Origin of the sequence: Photobacterium sanguinicancri (genome assembly GCF_002265265.1) — a bacterium.
GTDB lineage: Bacteria > Pseudomonadota > Gammaproteobacteria > Enterobacterales > Vibrionaceae > Photobacterium > Photobacterium sanguinicancri.
This window is the reverse complement of record NZ_NOIF01000035.1, coordinates 1-19,410: the sequence shown is the minus strand read 5'-3', so window position 1 is coordinate 19,410 and position 19,410 is coordinate 1. Positions and strand designations below refer to the sequence as shown.

The window sequence follows — 19,410 nt, the reverse complement described above, 5'->3', positions numbered from 1 at the left end:
AGTCACTGTGAGTATATCCAGTGTTAGCCTGCTTGAAAAGCGACTTGTCGATCAAAACAACAATTAACTTTTACCTGCGGTATATCTCCACGTAAACCTCTGCCGAAATACATTATTACGCCTGATAATTTAGTGAGCGCCATCACTAAACAATTAGTTAGCAAATATGAACAATAAAAATGTCACCTTTACCATCTTCTAAATGATTTTCGCTGCAAGATTGCGCGTGTTTAATGATATCCTTGCCTCGTTAAAAAACCGAGGCTAGTAAAAGATATGTCAAGTTGGCAGAAATTTTATCAAAAAACACTCAATTTGCCGCTTTCTCTGCTGGTTAAAACGCATTCAATTCCGTCTAACCCAGTAGAAGATTTGGCGTTAGACTTAGCGCGTCCTATCATCTATATCCTACCTTTTCGTTCAACAACGGATTTGGTAACACTACGTCGCAGCACAAAAGAGCTTGGCCTTCCAGACCCACTCTCACCGCTCGAAATAGGTGATCGCACATTCAATCGCTTTGTCTTTGTCGCAGATGCTCCCAGTATTTTTGGCAGCGATGGTGAATTACCACCCTCGTCGCTCATTCAGTTCACTGAACTACTCGAACTGCACAAACAAGATGCTGAACTTGATATTCAGCTGATCCCTGCATCGATTCTATGGGGTCGTAAGCCAGGTAAAGAAACCAATCATAAACCGGTTCTGCGTGCCTTAACGGGCCCAGAAAAGATGTTTACAATATTGGCACACGGTCGTGACTGTATGGTGCGTTTAAGCTCACCAGTATCGTTACGCTACATGGCTGATCACCACGGCATTGATAACGCAATAGCGCATAAACTGGCGCGTGTCGCTAAAATTCACTTTTCTCGCCAACAACTGGCAGCTTCTGGTCCTAAATTGCCAGATCGCCAATTGCTGTTTAAACGCCTATTAGCGTCTAAAGCCATTGAAAAAGTCGTGGAAGAAGAAGCATTAAGCCGCGATGTGCCGATCGAGAAAGTGCGCAAAGAAGCCGTCGATATGATGGAAGAAATTGCCGCTAACTTCTCATACTCATTGATCCGTCACGGTGAGCGTATTCTTGGCTGGTTCTGGAATCGCTTGTACCAAGGCTTGAATATTCACAACGCGCAGCGTGTTCGTCAGTTAGCCCAAGACGGCCATGAGATTGTGTACGTGCCTTGTCACCGTAGCCACATGGATTACTTGTTGCTGTCGTACGTCTTGTATAAAGAAGGCTTAGTGCCGCCGCACATTGCTGCGGGCATCAACCTGAATTTCTTCCCTGCAGGCCCGATCTTCCGCCGCGGTGGTGGTTTCTTTATTCGTCGTAGCTTTAAAGGTAACCGTCTGTACTCGACCGTGTTCCGTGAATACTTGGCCGAGCTGTTTGCCAAAGGCTATTCGGTAGAATACTTCAGCGAAGGTGGCCGCTCACGTACTGGTCGTTTACTACCGGCCAAAACCGGCATGTTATCAATGACGATTCAAGCGATGCTGCGTGGTCTCAACCGTCCCGTGACGTTAGTTCCTGTTTACATCGGTTACGAACACGTGATGGAAGTCAGCACCTACGCCAAAGAACTACAAGGTAAACGTAAAGAGAAAGAAAACTTTGGCCAAATCCTGCGTACCTTACGAAAATTACGTAACTTTGGCCAAGGGTACGTAAACTTCGGCGAACCTATTCCGATCAATCAATATCTGAATGATCACGCGCCGGATTGGCACAAAGACATCGACCCGATTGAACCGCAGCGTCCACACTGGTTAAACCCAGTAGTAAATAGCTTAGCGGTGAAAATGATGACTCACATTAACGATGCGGCAGCCACCAATGCCCTGACGCTATGTGGTCTGGCACTGTTGTCATCACGACAGCGCGCGTTAAGCCGTGAAGAGCTAGAGCAGCAAGTCACATGTTACTTAGAGTTAATGCGTAATACGCCATACTCAGAGCAAAGTACCATGCCTTCTGAAGATGCTGCAGACTTGGTCCCTCATGCGATCGAGATGGATAAATTCTTGGTTGAGCGTGATGCGTTAGGTGAGATTATCTCGCTTGATCGTGAGCAATCGATCTTAATGACCTATTACCGCAATAACATCATTCACTTGTTTGCACTGCCATCGCTGATTGCCCATATTGTGGTGCAATATCAGACCCTAACGGTTGATGAAATTCACGATCAAGTTGAAAAACTGTACCCATTCTTAAAAGCAGAACTATTCCTACGCTATGAAAAAGAAGAATTAGGTGCGGTGATTGATGAGCTGATTGCAGAGCTTGTTCGCCAGCGTCTATTGCTTAATGATGGCGTTCATATTTCGATGAACAATGCCCGCATTGGCCCACTACAGCTGCTTGCACGCACCATCTCTGAAACGCTGCAACGTTATGCTATTGCTCTTACATTACTGCGTACAGAACCGCAAATGATGAAAAGTGATTTAGAGCAGCAAAGCCAAATGATGGCACAGCGTCTAAGTCGCCTACACGGGATCAATGCACCTGAGTTCTTCGATAAAGGGGTGTTTGCAACGCTGGTTAAAACACTGCGTGAAGAAGGCTATCTTAACGAAGAGTGTCATGCGGTTTCACGTCCAGTGGAAGAACTGGCCGATCAGTTAGCAAGTCTGGTTTCGCCAGAAGTGAAACTCACCATTCACGCGGTCATGAGCCGTGAAGAGCGTGAGATCACTAACGATTAAGCCAAGCTAATCACATCATCTAAAGCCGCTTTCGAGCGGCTTTTTTTGCATTTAATCATCTCTTGCAGTCCATTTTCAGCACATGAATACGCTTTAGAGCAATAGGTACACCATAACTCTAAAGCCAATAACCATCAGATTTACAACAATAAAAATATTTAGCTTACCTTAGATGTACAGCTTTAAGGCTTTTAGTTCACGCTAACCCTAAAGCTCTATGATACCAATATAATTAAGTCACTGATCATTCTAGCTGGTTAGCCACAGATACAAAAAAAGCACCAGAAGGTGCTTTTTAGTCACGGCATGATCTGCTCTAAATACGGTTAGAAACAGACGCTCCAACCAATACCGATACAAATCAGCATGCCGACATAATTGTTATTTAAGAATGCCTGAAAACATGGTTCACGTTCGCGATCACGCAGTAGTTGTTGCTGATAGACAAACAAACCAGAGGCTAGCAGTAAGAACCAGTAGTACACTTGGCTCAGTGACAACACGACACCGACTGCAATCAACAAGACTAATGTCGCGAACTGTAACCCACCCACTATCATCTTGTCGAAACGGCCAAACAAGATCGCGGTCGATTTAATCCCGACTTTCAAGTCATCATCACGATCAACCATCGCATATTGAGTATCGTAGGCAATCGTCCATACAATATTGGCCAAGAACAACAACCAAGCCGCGGGGGGTAACTCACCCGACTGGGCTGCATAGGCCATTGGGATCGACCAACCAAACGCCATCCCTAGTACCAGTTGAGGCAAATGGGTATAACGCTTCATGAACGGGTATGTGGCCGCCAATAACAACCCCACCACAGAGAGCATGATGGTTAAGGTATTCATGGTAAGTACCAATAAAAATGACACCAGTACCAATAAACCAAATAACCCCAACGCTTCACGTTCCGACACCTTGCCCGAGGGCATTGGACGGTGCGCAGTACGCTTCACATGGCCATCAAAATTACGATCGGCGAAATCATTAATCACGCAGCCGGCGGCCCGCATAAAAATCACGCCCAACACAAAAACAATCAGCACTTCCCAGTTAGGAAAGCCGTCGGCAGCAAGAAACAGCGCCCATAATGTAGGCCAAAGCAGCAGCAAGCTGCCAATCGGTCGATCAAACCGAGCAAGTTGACAATACGCTTTCGCCTTGGTCATCGCTAACATTGGCTCTCCTTGGTGTAGATAGGTGCTTGGGCGAGAAAGAGTTCCGCCACCAGCAACGGTTTTTCGTTTATCCATAAGCGAGAGCGGCGCGCCCATAACGGGGATTCTGTCGTACCTACATCCGCAACCTCTAACGCATCACGGCGTGCGCTGCGATCGGTGAAAACACGAAAGCCCAATGGCATTTCGCCTAACTGTTCGAGGTCACTTTCTTGCCCTGTTAGGGTTGAGATTGGGATCAAGGTGCGCGCGAAAACCCAAGGCTCATCATCACCTCGTAAGATCACTTTCCGCATCAGGCAATCAGCATCACCAATTAACGCGCGTTCATCATCCGTCAACGCAGTACGTGCAATCTTAACCTGCTCAATTAAAGACACAGTAAAGACTTCACAATGGCGCTGAAAACGACGTGACAATGAATCCTGTTCAAGCAACCAATGCCCAATTTCGGTGCCCTCAATGCCTAAGTGATCCGGTAATTGCCACTTCGCATCATCTAATAGAGGTTTGTACAACTGCTTGAATTTTGACATTTTTCCAAATCAAATTCTGGCAAGCATTCATAAAATAGCTTGGTAGAATGTGGTTAATTTATTACCATTAAGGTTCACTATTGTAGCAAGCTGTAACGGGTACGAATATCGTTACGATCGAAAGAAAGCGATTCCTGACAGTTAATTCCCACAAACTGATGAATATTATGATGAAATCAAAAATCGTTAACCTAATGCTACTCCTGACCTGTATGCTGTTTTCTCCGCTTTCCTTGGCAGAAGAAGAAACTGCCCAAGCTAAGCCGCAATATTCGTATTACACGTTAGCACCCGATATTACGACCAACTACGTTACCCAAGGCAACCGTTTAGGCTATCTTCGCCTCCAAATTGATCTAATGGTGATAGACCCAAGCTTAATCAAAATAGTAGAAGAACATTCACCGCTGATCCGTGATGCCATTATCACTATTATCGGCCGCCAGCCAGAAGCAAAAGTAAAATCACTGGCGGGTCGTGAAGAAATTCGCCAAATATGTCTCGATACCGTTAACGAGCTATTAATCGCCGAAACCAATCAAAAGCTGCTAACAGAACTGCTATTTACCAAGTACTTATACCAGTAATACCAACCTCATTGCTGGTTAGCAAAAAAGACAAAAGGCACTCCGAGGAGTGCCTTTATTGTTACCAGTCAGCGCTGTTCAGTGTAACGTCACCATACTAAGCGGCAACATCTTCCTGCGAGGGATGTGCTTTCAGGTACTCAGCCACCGCTTGCTGTTGCTCTGCTGATAGATATAAACCTAACTTACTACGGCGCCATAATGCATCTTCTGCCGTTTGCACAAATTCATGCGCTACCAAGTAATCAAGTTCACAAGCTGTTAGGCCCTGACCAAAATCAGTCCCCATCTGCTCTTGTTTTTCCACGCCAGCTACAAGTTGTAACGCTCGTTCACCATAATTCGTTAGCCAGCGATCAACCGTAAAGTCATCCAACCAAGGGTATTGTTGCATCAACTGTTGCTGAGCCTGGTCGCGGTTAAAGTGGGCACTAGCTCCCGGCAAGTATGAATCAGCGGTCCACGATGGCTGCATCTGCGCAAAGAAGGGAGATAGATGGTTCATTGCCGCTTCAGCCAATTTACGATAAGTCGTTAACTTGCCGCCAAAAATAGACAGTAATGGTGCATTTTGACCATCCTGCTCCAACTCTAAGGTGTAATCACGGGTTATCGCTTGTGGTGAATCCGATTCATCATCACACAATGGGCGTACCCCACTGTAGGTCCATACCACATCGTCACGTTGCAGTGTTTTTTTGAAGTTATTGTTGTAAACGTTAAGCAGATAATTGATTTCGCTTTCATCAATCGCCACTTCACGTGGATCGCCTTGGTACTCCACATCCGTGGTACCAATAATTGAGAAACGGTCTAAATAAGGGATCACAAACACAATGCGGTTATCTTCGTTTTGTAGAATGTACGCCTGTGGCTGATCGTGCACGCGTGGCACCACAATGTGTGACCCTTTAATCAAGCGAATGTTTCGCGGTGATGCCTGCGCTAAACTTTGGTCAAAGAACGCTTTTACCCAAGGTCCCGCCGCATTCACTAAGGCATGTGAGCGGCGCTCAAAAGTTTGGTTAGTTCGCATATCACGGATCGTAACACGCCAAATGTCGCCCTCACGAAGTGCTTGCTCGACACGGCAACGGTTACGGACTTCCCCGCCCTTTTCTGCCGTTTCCATTGCATTCAGAATCACGAGGCGCGCATCATCTACCCAACAATCTGAATATTCAAATCCACGGGTAATTTCAGGGGCCAATACCGAATCGGCACCAAACTTGAGGCCTTCACTCGCAGGCAGAGTCGTACGCTTACCTAGGTGATCATAAAGGAATAAACCAGCACGGATCATCCACGCAGGGCGAAGGTGAGGACGGTGAGGCAAACGAAAACGCATCGGACGAGCAATATGCGGCACTTTACGTAATAACACCTCACGCTCAGCCAAGGCTTCACCGACCAAGCGAAACTCATAATGCTCTAAATAACGTAAACCACCATGGATAAGCTTCGAACTGGCAGATGATGTTGCTGAAGCAAAGTCATTAGCTTCATATAAACCAACCTTAAGGCCACGACCAGCGGCATCAGCGGCAATCCCCGCCCCATTAATACCACCACCCACAACAATTACGTCGAGCACTTCATTGCGTTCTACTACCATGCGATCTACCTCACCTTTGATCTGACTCTTCGTTAATCTCAAAATCGAAACAAAACGAACATTAAAATGCTCGATTGCGAACATAGTAGCGAACATATTGATCAAGATCATCACAATTCTTGCTGTTTATTCGTACAGCATGATCATTAGCACAAAAAAAACGGGCTACCCAATAAAGGTAGCCCGTTCGTTTTCGAAAATAGAAGAGGTTAAGCAATAATCTCGAGATGAATCTCGTGCTCTATCACTCGTTGGTTCAATTCCGCTGGTGGTTGCTGATCAGTAAACAGCATATCGATTTGGCTAATGTCTCCCAAGTTCACCATAGCATTACGACCAAACTTAGTATGGTCGACGCCCAACATGACACAGCGGCTGTTTTCAATAATTGCCTGCTTAACGCGCACTTCATGGTAATCAAAGTCCAGTAATGAGCCATCAAGGTCAATACCACTGATGCCCATGATCCCGAAATCTAATCGAAATTGAGAGATAAAATCGAGGGTTGCCTCACCGACAATACCGCCATCGCGGTTACGTACTTCACCGCCGGCCAAAATCACCCGAAAATCATCTTTTCCCGTGAGAATACTCGCCACATTGAGGTTATTCGTTACCACGCGCAAGTCATTATGATCCAGCAAGGCACGAGCAACCGCTTCGGGGGTAGTACCAATATCAATAAATAGGGTCGCACCATCTGGAATGTGAGAGGCCATCGCTTGGGCAATGCGGTCTTTTTCGGCCAGTTGCATCACTTTACGGGTACTGTATGAGGTATTCACAGAACTAGAAGGAATGGTGGCGCCACCATGGTGACGACGAATTTTGTTGTCAGCCGCCATTTCGTTTAAATCACGACGGATTGTTTGTGGGCTGACGTTAAAGCGATCAACTAAATCGTCGGTACTGACATAACCCTGTGTTTTCACAAGATCGATAATTTCTTGATGACGTTTACTCTGCTTCACTGCTCACGCGGCTCCTAGTTACAACAAGGCTCCGCGAATACGGAGCCTTATCATATTACCTACAGCACTCTTAAGATGCCAATGATGGCGATCTCAATCAGGCATTTTGTTCTGTTACATGGTGGTCATGCTCAATCTTTTTCTCACCCACTAACGCCAGTGTTAGGAAGAAGATAGAGAAACCACACGATGCCGTCAGTACCAGGAAGCCACCATCCCAACCAAAGTGGTCAACGGTATAGCCTAAGACTGCATTTGCTGCCACTGCACCACCTAAGTAACCAAACAGACCCGTCAGACCAGCAGCAGTACCCGCTGCTTTCTTCGGTGCAAGTTCTAGTGCGTACAGACCAATCAGCATAACTGGACCGTAGATCAAGAAGCCAATTGCAACCAACGCCATCATATCAACCGTTGGGTTACCCGGAGGGTTGAACCAGTAAACCAATACCGCCACGGTCACTAATGCCATGAACAAAATACCCGCTGGCGCACGACGGCCTTTGAAGAATTTATCCGACATCCAACCACACAATAGTGTGCCAGGGATACCAGCCCACTCGTATAAGAAGTAAGCCCAAGATGATTTATCTACCGTGAAATGTTTGACTTCGCTTAGGTAAACCGGCGCCCAGTCCAATACACCGTAGCGGATCAAGTATACAAACGCATTCGCGATAGCAATGAACCAAAGTAGTTTGTTGTTAAAGACATACTTGAAGAAAATTTCCTTCGCTGTCATCTCTTTTTCATGTGATTCGTCGTAGCTATCTGGGTAATCATCTTTATGCTCTTCGATTGAAGGCAGACCACAAGATTGCGGAGTATCACGCATCACTAACAAGCTGAATACAGCAACCAATAGTGCGAAGAAAGCAGGTACATAGAAGGCTGAACGCCAGTCATCGTTAAATGCCCACAGACCCAGAAGGAACATAGGACCAATCAAGCCACCACCCACGTTATGGGCAACGTTCCAGACTGATACAATTTCACCCCGCTCTTTGCGTGACCACCAGTGCACCATGGTTCGCCCACAAGCTGGCCAACCCATACCTTGGAACCAACCGTTTAAGAACAAAAGGATAAACATCGCAGCGATACTACTTGTCGCCCATGGCATAAAGCCAAAGCACAGCATCACCAGTGATGACATCGTCAAACCTGCGGCTAAAAAGTAGCGGGGGTTTGAACGGTCAGACACGTTCCCCATTAAAAATTTAGATAAACCGTAAGCAATTGACACCGCAGCTAAAGCAACACCTAGTTCACCGCGGCTATAACCATATTCTTCAATCAGAAATGGCATCGCCAAACTGAAGTTTTTACGTACTAAGTAGTAACCGGCATACCCGAAGAAAATACCAGCAAATAATTGCCAACGAAGGCGCTTATAGACGGGATCAGTTTGATCTCCGGCTAATCGCTCTATATGAGCTGCAGGGCGAAACAAGCCAAACATAAGATGTTCCTTATATAATATTCTTATGGCGATGGTGAAAATAACGTATTGGGACAAAGTGAGCGTTTAAAAAGTAAAAACGCTCAAAGTGCGCGAATTATTGCGCGAACAAACAACAAAAACCGTGAAAACAATCATAAACGAAGATTAAGTTTTCAATTAGCAGCAGTTTACGGCTCTTTTTTACTCAGAAGTTGATCACGCTTCATTATTCAACACGTTTGGTAACGATTCAGAATTAAACAATTTGACCTTTTTATATCTATCTGAATAAAAAAGAAAAACGCAGCCATCACTGACTGCGTTTTAATAAGATAATTTGAAGCAGATGCTAAAACTAACCGATATTAAGCATGGCTTGGGGTTCGTTTGGCATCAATAAAGCCTAGCGCGCAACCGCTCAGTAAACCAAACAGGTGTGCCATGTTCGCAATCGACATACCAAAAGGTTCGGCAAAGCCAATAACCAGCCATGCCAGCATAAAGCCCACATAAGGCTTAGGTAACACTAAGCCACGTTCTGGTGCTAACCAGCCAAGCCACCAGATGTAACCCATCAAGGCGTATACCACCCCCGACAAACCACCAAAGTTTGCACCATGCAACCAAAACTGGGCAAAGCCAGAGATAAGCGCAGAGAACAAGAAAACTTGAATGAGCTTACCGCTACCGCTGTGTTGCTCCAGCTGCCCCCCTAAAATCCACCACCACAGGCAGTTAAAGACAATATGCAAAGCCGAAAAATGGATTAGCGCATGAGAGAAATAACGCCATAGCTGCCATTCATCACCTTGCATGGTCGGAAAATGGGTAAGAGCAAAAATCGGCTGACGAAACCCTAAAAACCACAAAACATAGATAGTAATCACCACTACCATCACCGATAAACTAAAAGGTCCGGCTTGGGTTTTTACCATTTTAAGCAAACTCGGGTTTTGGTAGTAGAACTTCGCCGTTCGACTTTCAGCAACCTCCCACGATGCGGCTGAATAGCGCTTGGCATACGGATCAGCAATAAAAGCGGCCAGCTCAGCTTCCACTTCAACCAAATACTGGCGATCTGCTAACCACAATGCAAACACACCTTCCGGCTCTGATGCCATTTGAATGGTGATACCACGTGAGGCCATATAATCGATAAAGGCTTGCGCCTGTCGAGGATTAGGAAGTCCGACTAACCGATGCATTGCTTATTACTCCGCGTTTACTGCTCTTTGGCTGGATAACCTTCTCGACGCCACGCCTCGAAGCCACCATCCATACTATATACCGCATCATACCCTTGGTTAATCAGGTATTGTGCCGCACCTTGGCTACTAATGCCGTGGTAACACATCACAATAATAGGCTGATCAAAATCCACTTCATCCATCAAACGCACCATGGTGTCGTTGGTCAGATGAAAGGCGTTATGAGGATGTGCTAAGGCATGTGACTGGGGATCTCGAATATCCACCAATACCCCTTGTGCTTGCTGCAACATGCTATACGCATCCTGCACTGAAATATGTTCAAACTGATCCATTCACTTTCTCACTTTTTATTGAATAGGGTCTGAATCAATGATCCGACCGCTTTATTATTAGATCCATAATATGTGACGATCGTCCGTTTTGCGATCATTCCATGATGCCAATCCCTGTTACTGGGTATTCGCCCCACTCCATGGCAACAGTTACTCACAAGCTCACAGCGAAAAAATGGCTTATCCACACCGAAGTCATTGTGCATAAACCCAGCAGGGACAAGGTGTTGATCGCCCACTGATAGAACACTCAATCAAAAAACGATCACAAAGCGACCAACTGTGGAAAAGTCTGTGAATTACGTTGATAATGTGGTTTTCAGATTTAGGATCCACTACATGTAGTTTGGATCCATTATAAACTGTGGATAAGATGCTAAGTAATGCACAGAGCTACGCACAAGTGTGAGGTAACTCTCAAATTTTAGGCGTAAAAAAGCCGGTATCATACCGGCTTCATTTGTAGCGTGATCAGAAGGGCTTATTCGATCCTAGAATAAATCACCTACCGCCGCTTTAAGCTTCTTCATCGCATTCTTTTCTAGCTGACGAATTCGCTCTGCAGATACACCATAATTATCTGCCAATTCTTGCAACGTTGTTTTTTCATCGTCTAACCAACGAGAACGTACAATGTGTTGACTGCGTTCATCAAGCGTCGCTAATGCGTGCGATAAACGATTATTAGCGTGCGATTCCCAGTTATTTTCTTCATGGCTAACAGCCACATCAGACGCTTTGTCTTCTAAGAAATAAACAGGGGCTGTATAACCAGTGTTGCGATCGTCATCTTCTGCTGGCATTTCAAATGTTGGATCTTGCGCAGCCAGACGCGATTCCATTTCACGTACTTCAGAAGCATCCACACCGAGCTTTTCCGCTACCATGTTTACTTCTTCATTGTTAAACCAGCCCAAACGCTTTTTCGCTTTGCGCAGGTTAAAGAACAATTTTCGTTGTGCTTTGGTGGTCGCAACTTTCACAATACGCCAGTTACGTAATACGTATTCGTGAATTTCAGCTTTAATCCAATGCACAGCAAATGAAACTAATCGAACCCCTACTTCTGGGTTAAAGCGCTTCACTGCTTTCATTAAACCTATGTTGCCCTCTTGCACCAAATCAGCCATAGGTAACCCATAGCCAGAATAACCGCGTGCAATATGAACAACAAAACGCAGGTGCGACATGACGAGAGATTTTGCTGAATCGATATCACCGTCGTAATGCAAACGTTCAGCAAGCTCACGTTCGCGCTCAGCGGTAAGCATTGGGTAGCCGTTCACGGTTTGGATATAGCTATCCAAACTATCTGCGGAAACCAAAGCCATTGAAGACATCGCTTTTGCCATGTAAAAAACCTCGTGTGTTTTTTATACGAATGAAAAGTTACTTGAACCGCCTATAATGCCTAAAAAGACCCCTCGGTTGCAAGTAAGCTGGGTAAACTACACCAAATATTGACAAAAAAATGTCAGACAGGTTCAATTTCTTTCAAATGACGACCTGCTGATAAGCGTGCAGCCCCTAAGCCGAGGAACGCTGCAATCATCAATAAAATTAAGGTTTCATCCCAACTCAAGCCGACTAAACGATAGCTACTTTCGTATAAACCCGCCAATGTTGCGACAGCGCTATCGAGTAGAATTGTCACTATGGCAGTCAAAACCCATGCACTAATACCGCCAATCAGGCCGTACCAAACACCGGTATAAAGGTAAGGTCGCAAGATAAATTGATCGGTTGCACCCACCAATTTCATCACTTGAATTTCGTCTTTCTGATTCAGTACTTGCAGGCGCAAGGTGTTACCTACAATCAAGAAAACGGCAATGAGCATCAAGCCTGACACAATCGTTGCCAAGGTAATAGCAAGTTGTTTGATGGCGGCTAAACGTTGTAACCAGTCACTGTCTAAACGCACTTCGGCAATCGCCGATTCAGTACGCAACTTGGCCGCAAGCGCGGTTGCTTGTGCACTGCTCTGCCAGTTTTCAGTCGGGCGGATCACCATGACTGCAGGCAATGGATTCTCATCCAACAAGCTGAGAGCCTGATCAAAGCCCGCATTTTGACGAAACTGCTGTAAGCCTTCATCGGGGGAAATGTATTCCACACTTTCAATTTCAGACCAGCCGCGTAATTCGCCAGCCAGACGATTGGCTGTCGGTTCAGCGATCCCTTCTTCTATATAGAGGGTCAATTGTGTTGGGCTTTCCCATGCTTGGCCAACCAAGGCGACATTTTTCGCCAATAGATAGAAGGTCGCAGGTAAGGTAAGCGCTAATGCGAGTACCGCCAGCGTTAGCACATTGCCAAGCGGGCGCTTGAATAGATCTTGTAGAGCCGCTACAGCTTGCTGTTTATGAATCGCAAAGAAACCATGCTTGTTACGCGCCACGAGTCAGCTCCCTTAAACAACCTTGGTGTAGATCGAGTCGGCGATAATTTCGCGAATTTAGCAACGAGGTATCATGGGTTGCCATTAATACACTCACACCAACTCGGTTGAATTCCTCAAATAAATCCATCACTTGTTGTGACAGCGCTGCGTCTAAGTTGCCGGTAGGTTCATCGGCCAATAGCAGCATAGGTTTGTTAACAACCGCACGGGCAATGCCGACGCGTTGTTGTTCACCACCCGATAATTGAAGCGGTAAACAGCGGGCTTTATCCAACAAGCCCACTTTATCTAATGCAGCTGAAACGCGACGTTTAATGTCCGTTTCAGACGATTGATTAATCCGTAATGGTAATGCCACATTGTCGTACACGGTACGATCCAGCAACAATTTATGATCTTGAAAAATCATGCCAATGTTACGACGTAAAAATGGGATATCTTTATTACTTAAACGGCTAATATCATGGCCATTAAATAAAATTTTACCGTCATTCGGTCGTTCAATGGCGCAAATCAATTTCAGCAGGGTACTTTTACCAGCCCCTGAGTGACCTGTTAAAAAAGCCATATCGGTCTTTTGCAGATGGAAATCTACTTTTTGCAATGCCGGGCTGCCGCCACCGCCACGATATACTTTACTTACCTGCTGAAATCGAATCACGAATTAACCCTCGTCACTAAATAGCGCTTCAATAAACTCTTCTGAGGCAAATGGACGTAAATCGTCGATGCCTTCACCAATACCAATGTAGCGGATTGGAATGTTAAATTGATCGGCAATCGCAAAAATGACACCACCTTTTGCCGTTCCATCCAGCTTCGATAGCGTAATACCTGAAACAGGTGCAACCTCACTGAAGAGTTTGGCTTGGCTAATCGCATTTTGCCCCGTGCCTGCATCGACAGTAAGCATTATTTCGTGTGGTGCTTCTGGGTCCACTTTCTTCATTACGCGTACAATTTTGCGTAACTCTTCCATTAAGTAACCTTTGTTTTGCAGACGACCCGCAGTGTCGGCAATCACAACATCGACATTTTTAGCTTTTGCAGATTCGATCGCATCAAAAATAACAGAAGCACTGTCGGCACCCGTGTGCTGAGCAACAACTGGGACGTTATTACGCTCACCCCAAACTTGTAGCTGCTCAACCGCAGCGGCACGGAAAGTGTCACCCGCCGCCAACATCACAGATTTTCCATCACGCTGAAATTGCTTAGCAAGCTTACCAATAGTGGTCGTTTTACCCACACCATTCACACCCACCATCAAAATAACAAAGGGCTTTTTAGTGGTATCGATCACCAATGGCTGCTCGACAGTTGCCAGCATTTCGCTTAATTCTTCGCGAAGTTGGCCGTAAAGCGCATCTCCGTCTTTCAGATCTTTACGACTAGCACGATCGGTTAAGTTTTTAATGATCTTGTTGGTCGTATCCATACCGACATCGGCGATCAGTAATTGCTCTTCCAGCTCTTCATAAAGCTCATCATCAATTTTTTTACCGCTGAATAAATCAAAGAAGCCAGAACCGAAATTCATTTTTGTCTTTTTTAAGCCACGCATTAAGCGTGCAAAAAAGCCTTCACTCTTTGGTTTTTCTTGTTCGTGCACTTCCGCAGCTGTCGCGGCAGCTTCTGCCTCTTCAACAGCTTGGGCTTCTGCTTCCTCAGCCGCTTTCGCAACTGCCTGTGCTTCTGCTTCTTCAGCCGCTTTCGCTACTGCCTGCGCTTCTGCTTCTTCAGCCGCTTTCGCTACTGCCTGCGCTTCTGCTTCTTCAGCCGCTTTCGCAGCTGCCTGTGCTTCTGCTTCTTCAGTCGCTTTCGCAGCTACCTGTGCTTCTGCGTCTTCAGTTGCTTTCGCTACCGCTTGAGCATCTGCCGCCGCTTGGGTATCCGTTTCTTGTTGCGCAGTTTCATCTACAGCGGGTTGTTCAACATTTGATTCTGCTTTTTCTTCAGAGCCAAACCCTAGCCACGAAAATAAACCGCGTTTCTTTTTTTCTGCCATTGGCAAATCCTACAGCTTGATTGGTACAATTATCACAATGTCAGCCTGTTGAGTTAAAACCTAACTCATGGCCATTTCGTTCATTCACCCCTTATGTATTACTGTTGCATACATGCTGCCTATACAGAAAACAGCAGATAAGCAGTAAGAGATAAGCAAACGAAATAGACATGGTGTTAATGTGGCTAATTTGCCACCGAAAAACAGGTGTATACTATCATTTTCTTAACGGTCGACGAAATTTATGACGAGACACAAGCAACAATCAGGGCGAAATCAACAAAATAACCGCCAAACAGGATTCGTCAGAATCATCAGCGGCCGCTGGCGTGGACGAAAACTCCCTGTTCATGATGTTGAAGGGCTGCGTCCAACGACTGATCGTGTCAAAGAAACTGTCTTTAATTGGTTAGCACAAGACTTGTACCAGGCAAAATGTTTAGACCTTTTTGCGGGTAGTGGCGGGTTAGGGTTTGAGGCTCTCTCTCGTGGTGCTGACAGCCTGACGTTATTAGAACTCGATAGCAAAGCTGCGAATCAAATCAAACAAAACTTGGCGACAATTGGCGCTGAAAATGCCACATTGCACAATACGGATGCCCTTAAGTTTCTGGCTCAAGCAGGCACACCGCACGATGTGGTTTTCATTGACCCTCCATTTCGTAAGGATTTGATCGCGAGTGTGATTGAGCTACTTGAGAATAACGGTTGGCTCACACCACAAGCCATGATTTATATCGAAACAGAAAAGGAACTAGGCGATTTGCCCACACCTGCACATTGGCATCTCCACCGAGAGAAAATCGCTGGGCAAGTGAGCTATCGCTTATTTGAAAGAGAGGAATAATGAAAACATTACTATTACTGGCCAAAGTGGCTATTGGCTTTGTATGGCTAGTGCTAGCAATTAATATTTTCCACCCGTTTCCAGGGCTAACGGCCATTGTGCTTTACATTATGACTGGCTTCTTGTTTATGATGCATGGCGTTCAAGCACTGATGTTCATTGGTGCATTTGGCGATAAAGTGGCTATGACCAAGTGGGAAAAGTGGTCCATTTTGTTTTTCGGTATTTTCGCTCTACTCGATATTCGCCGTAAATACATGATGTAAAATAACTCGCGGAAAACACCAGATACAAAAAAGGCGGCTGATTAGCCGCCTTTTCTATATTTATCGCTATTTAGCCGTAATTTCAGGTTACTTCGCTACAGCTAGCTGCTGTTATGCCCCAATATGTAGGTATGAACGAATACCATCCAAGAACATTTGGGTCGCCATCATAATCAACAATAGCCCCATTAAACGTTCGATGGCTTTCAAGCCTCGTTCACCCAGTATGCGGTTAAATACTTCGTAAAACATCAAGATAATAAATGTCGCGCCCCATGCCAATAGCACTGAAAGCGCCCAATCCCAGGTACGGGTTGGATCTTGATTCGACAGTAGTAGCAATGATGCCAATACTGATGGCCCCGCAATCATGGGAATGGCCATAGGCACGAGGAAAGGTTCTTCACCTGCCGCAAGCCCAGTCACACCACCCGGTTGAGGGAAGATCATCCTGATCGCTATTAGGAACAGAATAATACCGCCTGAGATACTAACGGTTTCCGTTGATACATGCAGGAAAGCCAGCATCTGTTTACCGCCAAATAAAAACAGCAGTAAAATAATCAACGCAAAACACAATTCCCGCACCATAATGAGACGTCGACGTTTCGGCTCAATATGCCGCAGGATCGACAACATTACTGGCAGATTACCCAGCGGATCCATGATTAAAAATAACATGACCGCCGCAGATATAATTTCCACAGGCAGACCTCAAGTTGAGAGTAGTTGTAAGTATGTATAAGTAGATATAGACGTTGTCAGCCGGACGGCTGAAGTAAGCGCGGGAGGAGTATAACAAACGAACAATTAGGAGGCGATTAAAACCACCCCCTCAAAACGAATTTATTCTATTAAATTTTAGTGACTACACATACGGTCACGGTTTGCCGTAATCTTGTCGCCATCTTGAATAACTTTGCGGCGATCAAGCAAGAATGCCAATAGTGCATCAAACGTTAAACCTTGCTGGCTGCAAGTATAGAAGCGAACATCATCACCAAATTGTGTTACGACAGCTTGGCGTAGCGATGCTAATGTGAAATCTGCGCCATCTTCAAGCAGCATATTAAGGACATTGTGGGCGTGAACAGATTCAGTCATGATGAATTCTCATTGGTGATGATAAACAATAGCGGTATTACAGCATATCTTCACATTGGGTTGTTGACCCAAAACAAATAAATGCATTTTATATGCACCTTATGATGTGGCGTTCAGCTACTCTGACTCCGACGGGTCACAGCCGCACTGCCAACACACTTCAAACTGAGCTTCATTTATCTCGTTGCAATGTCGGCACTGCCACTCTTCACCCAACTGCTGTTGTTCATAATGCTGTAAAATAACCGTGGCTTGAGCAACGTCGGATGCGTCCACCCACAAACCGACTTCCACTACGTTTGCTGGCAGTTCGCCTGCAGCAGAAGATAAATTTTCCCCAGTGAGTTTTACGCTAATATTGTCGCTTTCCAATAAACCTTTTAAGCAATGCGCTTCCAAGCTATTGGCAGCGCGATACACTACAACCCAATGTACTGACATCCCATCTCCCTATCTTCGCTAATACCAATCAGACCGCCATAAGGCCTCCGCGCTTTCAAGGGGAGGATGGAATAATGATAGTTCGTGAAGAGCCCAATTATCACATCATGCTCATCTGACTATGCTGATGCCATCATCAATGCCGATAGGACAATCAAAGACTGCGCGAGATAATAGGTTGTCATTACGATTGCTGTGGCGCTGTGGTAAGGCCCACGGAAACGATCAATGGCCAATACAGAATCTGACACCATGAAGATCAAGGCACCACCAAAAGCAAAAGCGCCCATTAGGCTTTGGGTAGTTAACCAAAACTCCCCAGCGGCCCAAGCCATTTGCGTTATCATGCCAATATACAAGGCGACGGGAATAACAAGGCGACCCAATGTTGGTAGCAGTAACAAAAATACAATCACCCCGCCACCAAAAAGCATGGCAGGGAGCCACCACACCATACTGCTTGTCAGCTGACTCCAGAAGGCGACAGAATAAATAATATGGGCAACCAGAAAACTACCCAGCCCTTGGACAAACCGATCTCTTGGCAACATCAGGAAGATATCACCCACCATTGAGCACAACAAACCCACAAAGATAGCCTGTTGATAAAAATGAGAGAGACCATGCTGCCATAAGGTGACCATTAACAATCCTGTCGTTAATGGCTTAAAAAGATAAAACTGCCACTTTGGCCCTTTATAGGCCGCGTTAATGTGCAGCAACGCTGAAAATGAAATGGCTAACCAAACCCACATAACATCACCATTTTTGATTAATGCAGCACAGTGTAAAAATCCGACCGTTATTGTCTAGTCACTCACCTCGATAACTAGACACCGCTTATAAAACCTAACTTTCCCTATTGCGATATATCACACTCAGATAGATTAGCCTCTTTAACCAAAAATAACTTATGCAATGATCTTTACTCCTTATACGGCAAGCCTCATTAAAACAAAAAACCCCACGCAAACGGTTTCCCGCTTAAAAGCAGAAAAGATCGAACAAAACAAAAAACCATATGCTTAAAAATTGGTAAAAACACATAAAAACAACCTCATAAAGTTTTAAAGCCACTGAGTAAATCACATTAAAAACAACACCTTAACAATCGATATTTCATTGGGAACGGTTCAACTCAACCGTAACTAACGACACTACCCGATGATGAAAAATATAGAAATTACAGAAGCGATAAAATGGCTTTAGTTGGTTGATTAATAGATAAATATTCTATTTGCAGAAAGCATTCCCTTACAAACCGCTAGCTTTACATCGCGACAGCACCATTAGGAATACCAAACCTTGAATTACTCAAAAAAACATAAGCCACAATAAACAACACTCATACTGACGATAAATAACGCAACACCACCACAATTAATCACTACAAAATCAACCACTTAACAACACAAGCCAAACTGTGATCGCAATCACTCATTTTTTAACCACATCAAAAAATACAGTTTAATAGTAATAAACCCCTTAAATATCGACTTTAAAATTGTGTTTTTTACAACAAAATGACATTCAAGGTTGCCTAAAGCATGAAAACAATGCTATTGTTATTAACAACATATCTTTAGCAGCTAATTAAGGAGCCTCAATATGTTCACTTCTTCCCAAAAACAAGGGCTTATGATGATCGCAGTTGTTGCGGGCCTCATGACGCTGCCAATGCTTTACTAAGCAAATAAAAATTCTGACTCTTAAACACAACTGACGCTGCCGACGAATAG

19 protein-coding genes are annotated in these 19,410 nt (G+C 45.0%); 4 read left to right on the top strand and 15 right to left on the bottom strand.

Annotated features, from left to right (window positions below; genetic code table 11):
* Positions 1-276 precede the first annotated feature (276 nt).
* Positions 277-2,718 (top strand): glycerol-3-phosphate 1-O-acyltransferase PlsB, encoded by a 2,442-nt coding sequence (plsB, locus tag ASV53_RS07810; protein ID WP_094956684.1) that lies wholly within the window; start codon positions 277-279, stop codon positions 2,716-2,718.
* 326 nt (positions 2,719-3,044) lie between these two features.
* On the opposite strand, the gene ubiA is transcribed toward plsB, so the two are convergent.
* Together ubiA and ASV53_RS07800 are read right to left on the bottom strand one after the other, a co-directional pair.
* The gene (gene ubiA, locus ASV53_RS07805; protein WP_062688251.1) at positions 3,045-3,905 is read right to left on the bottom strand and encodes a 4-hydroxybenzoate octaprenyltransferase; all 861 of its coding nucleotides are present in this window, start codon (positions 3,903-3,905) and stop codon (positions 3,045-3,047) included.
* Positions 3,899-4,441 (bottom strand): chorismate lyase, encoded by a 543-nt coding sequence (locus ASV53_RS07800; protein ID WP_094956683.1) that lies wholly within the window; start codon positions 4,439-4,441, stop codon positions 3,899-3,901. The genes ubiA and ASV53_RS07800 overlap by 7 nt, the downstream gene beginning before the upstream one ends.
* A 167-nt stretch (positions 4,442-4,608) precedes the next feature.
* On the opposite strand from ASV53_RS07800, the gene ASV53_RS07795 reads away from it, so the two are divergent.
* Complete coding sequence (locus ASV53_RS07795) at positions 4,609-5,028, top strand: flagellar basal body-associated protein FliL (protein ID WP_083540813.1); 420 nt, start codon at positions 4,609-4,611, stop codon at positions 5,026-5,028.
* 97 nt (positions 5,029-5,125) lie between these two features.
* Here the strand turns inward: ASV53_RS07795 and glpD are convergent, their stop codons facing one another.
* From glpD to ftsY, 9 genes are all read right to left on the bottom strand, one after another.
* A complete protein-coding gene (gene glpD, locus ASV53_RS07790) occupies positions 5,126-6,643 on the bottom strand; it encodes a glycerol-3-phosphate dehydrogenase (protein ID WP_094956693.1) in 1,518 nt (505 codons plus the stop codon).
* Between the two features lie 209 nt (positions 6,644-6,852).
* On the bottom strand, positions 6,853-7,614 hold the full coding sequence (locus tag ASV53_RS07785; protein ID WP_062688247.1) for a DeoR/GlpR family transcriptional regulator: 762 nt from the start codon (positions 7,612-7,614) through the stop codon (positions 6,853-6,855).
* A gap of 97 nt (positions 7,615-7,711) precedes the next feature.
* Entirely contained in the window at positions 7,712-9,076 is a 1,365-nt protein-coding gene (gene glpT / locus ASV53_RS07780; RefSeq protein WP_094956682.1) for a glycerol-3-phosphate transporter, read from the bottom strand.
* A gap of 347 nt (positions 9,077-9,423) precedes the next feature.
* Complete coding sequence (gene glpG, locus ASV53_RS07775) at positions 9,424-10,263, bottom strand: rhomboid family intramembrane serine protease GlpG (protein WP_062688245.1); 840 nt, start codon at positions 10,261-10,263, stop codon at positions 9,424-9,426.
* Between the two features lie 17 nt (positions 10,264-10,280).
* Positions 10,281-10,601, bottom strand: a complete 321-nt coding sequence (glpE, locus tag ASV53_RS07770) for a thiosulfate sulfurtransferase GlpE (RefSeq protein ID WP_094956681.1) — start codon at positions 10,599-10,601, stop codon at positions 10,281-10,283.
* Between the two features lie 491 nt (positions 10,602-11,092).
* Positions 11,093-11,953 carry an RNA polymerase sigma factor RpoH gene (gene rpoH, locus ASV53_RS07765; protein ID WP_094956680.1) on the bottom strand — a complete coding sequence of 287 codons (861 nt, stop codon included), beginning with the start codon at positions 11,951-11,953 and terminating at the stop codon, positions 11,093-11,095.
* 122 nt (positions 11,954-12,075) lie between these two features.
* The gene (ftsX, locus tag ASV53_RS07760; RefSeq protein WP_062688241.1) at positions 12,076-13,002 is read right to left on the bottom strand and encodes a permease-like cell division protein FtsX; all 927 of its coding nucleotides are present in this window, start codon (positions 13,000-13,002) and stop codon (positions 12,076-12,078) included.
* Positions 12,992-13,666 (bottom strand): cell division ATP-binding protein FtsE, encoded by a 675-nt coding sequence (ftsE, locus tag ASV53_RS07755; protein ID WP_062688239.1) that lies wholly within the window; start codon positions 13,664-13,666, stop codon positions 12,992-12,994. The genes ftsX and ftsE overlap by 11 nt, the downstream gene beginning before the upstream one ends.
* A 3-nt stretch (positions 13,667-13,669) precedes the next feature.
* On the bottom strand, positions 13,670-15,013 hold the full coding sequence (ftsY, locus tag ASV53_RS07750; protein WP_094956679.1) for a signal recognition particle-docking protein FtsY: 1,344 nt from the start codon (positions 15,011-15,013) through the stop codon (positions 13,670-13,672).
* A 244-nt stretch (positions 15,014-15,257) separates the two neighbouring features.
* Between ftsY and rsmD the strand changes: the two genes are divergently transcribed.
* On the top strand, positions 15,258-15,860 hold the full coding sequence (gene rsmD, locus ASV53_RS07745; protein WP_094956678.1) for a 16S rRNA (guanine(966)-N(2))-methyltransferase RsmD: 603 nt from the start codon (positions 15,258-15,260) through the stop codon (positions 15,858-15,860).
* A complete protein-coding gene (locus ASV53_RS07740) occupies positions 15,860-16,126 on the top strand; it encodes a DUF1145 domain-containing protein (protein WP_062688235.1) in 267 nt (88 codons plus the stop codon). The genes rsmD and ASV53_RS07740 overlap by 1 nt, the downstream gene beginning before the upstream one ends.
* Before the next feature lie 111 nt (positions 16,127-16,237).
* Here ASV53_RS07740 and ASV53_RS07735 read toward each other — a convergent pair whose 3' ends face one another.
* From ASV53_RS07735 to ASV53_RS07720, 4 genes are all read right to left on the bottom strand, one after another.
* A complete protein-coding gene (locus ASV53_RS07735; RefSeq protein WP_062688233.1) occupies positions 16,238-16,831 on the bottom strand; it encodes a YhgN family NAAT transporter in 594 nt (197 codons plus the stop codon).
* A 156-nt stretch (positions 16,832-16,987) separates the two neighbouring features.
* Complete coding sequence (locus ASV53_RS07730) at positions 16,988-17,230, bottom strand: YecH family metal-binding protein (protein WP_062688231.1); 243 nt, start codon at positions 17,228-17,230, stop codon at positions 16,988-16,990.
* 117 nt (positions 17,231-17,347) lie between these two features.
* Entirely contained in the window at positions 17,348-17,671 is a 324-nt protein-coding gene (locus tag ASV53_RS07725; RefSeq protein ID WP_094956677.1) for a putative signal transducing protein, read from the bottom strand.
* A 119-nt stretch (positions 17,672-17,790) separates the two neighbouring features.
* Positions 17,791-18,426: a lysoplasmalogenase gene (locus ASV53_RS07720; protein WP_094956676.1), complete on the bottom strand. Its 636-nt coding sequence runs from the start codon at positions 18,424-18,426 to the stop codon at positions 17,791-17,793.
* Between the last annotated feature and the right edge of the window lie 984 nt (positions 18,427-19,410).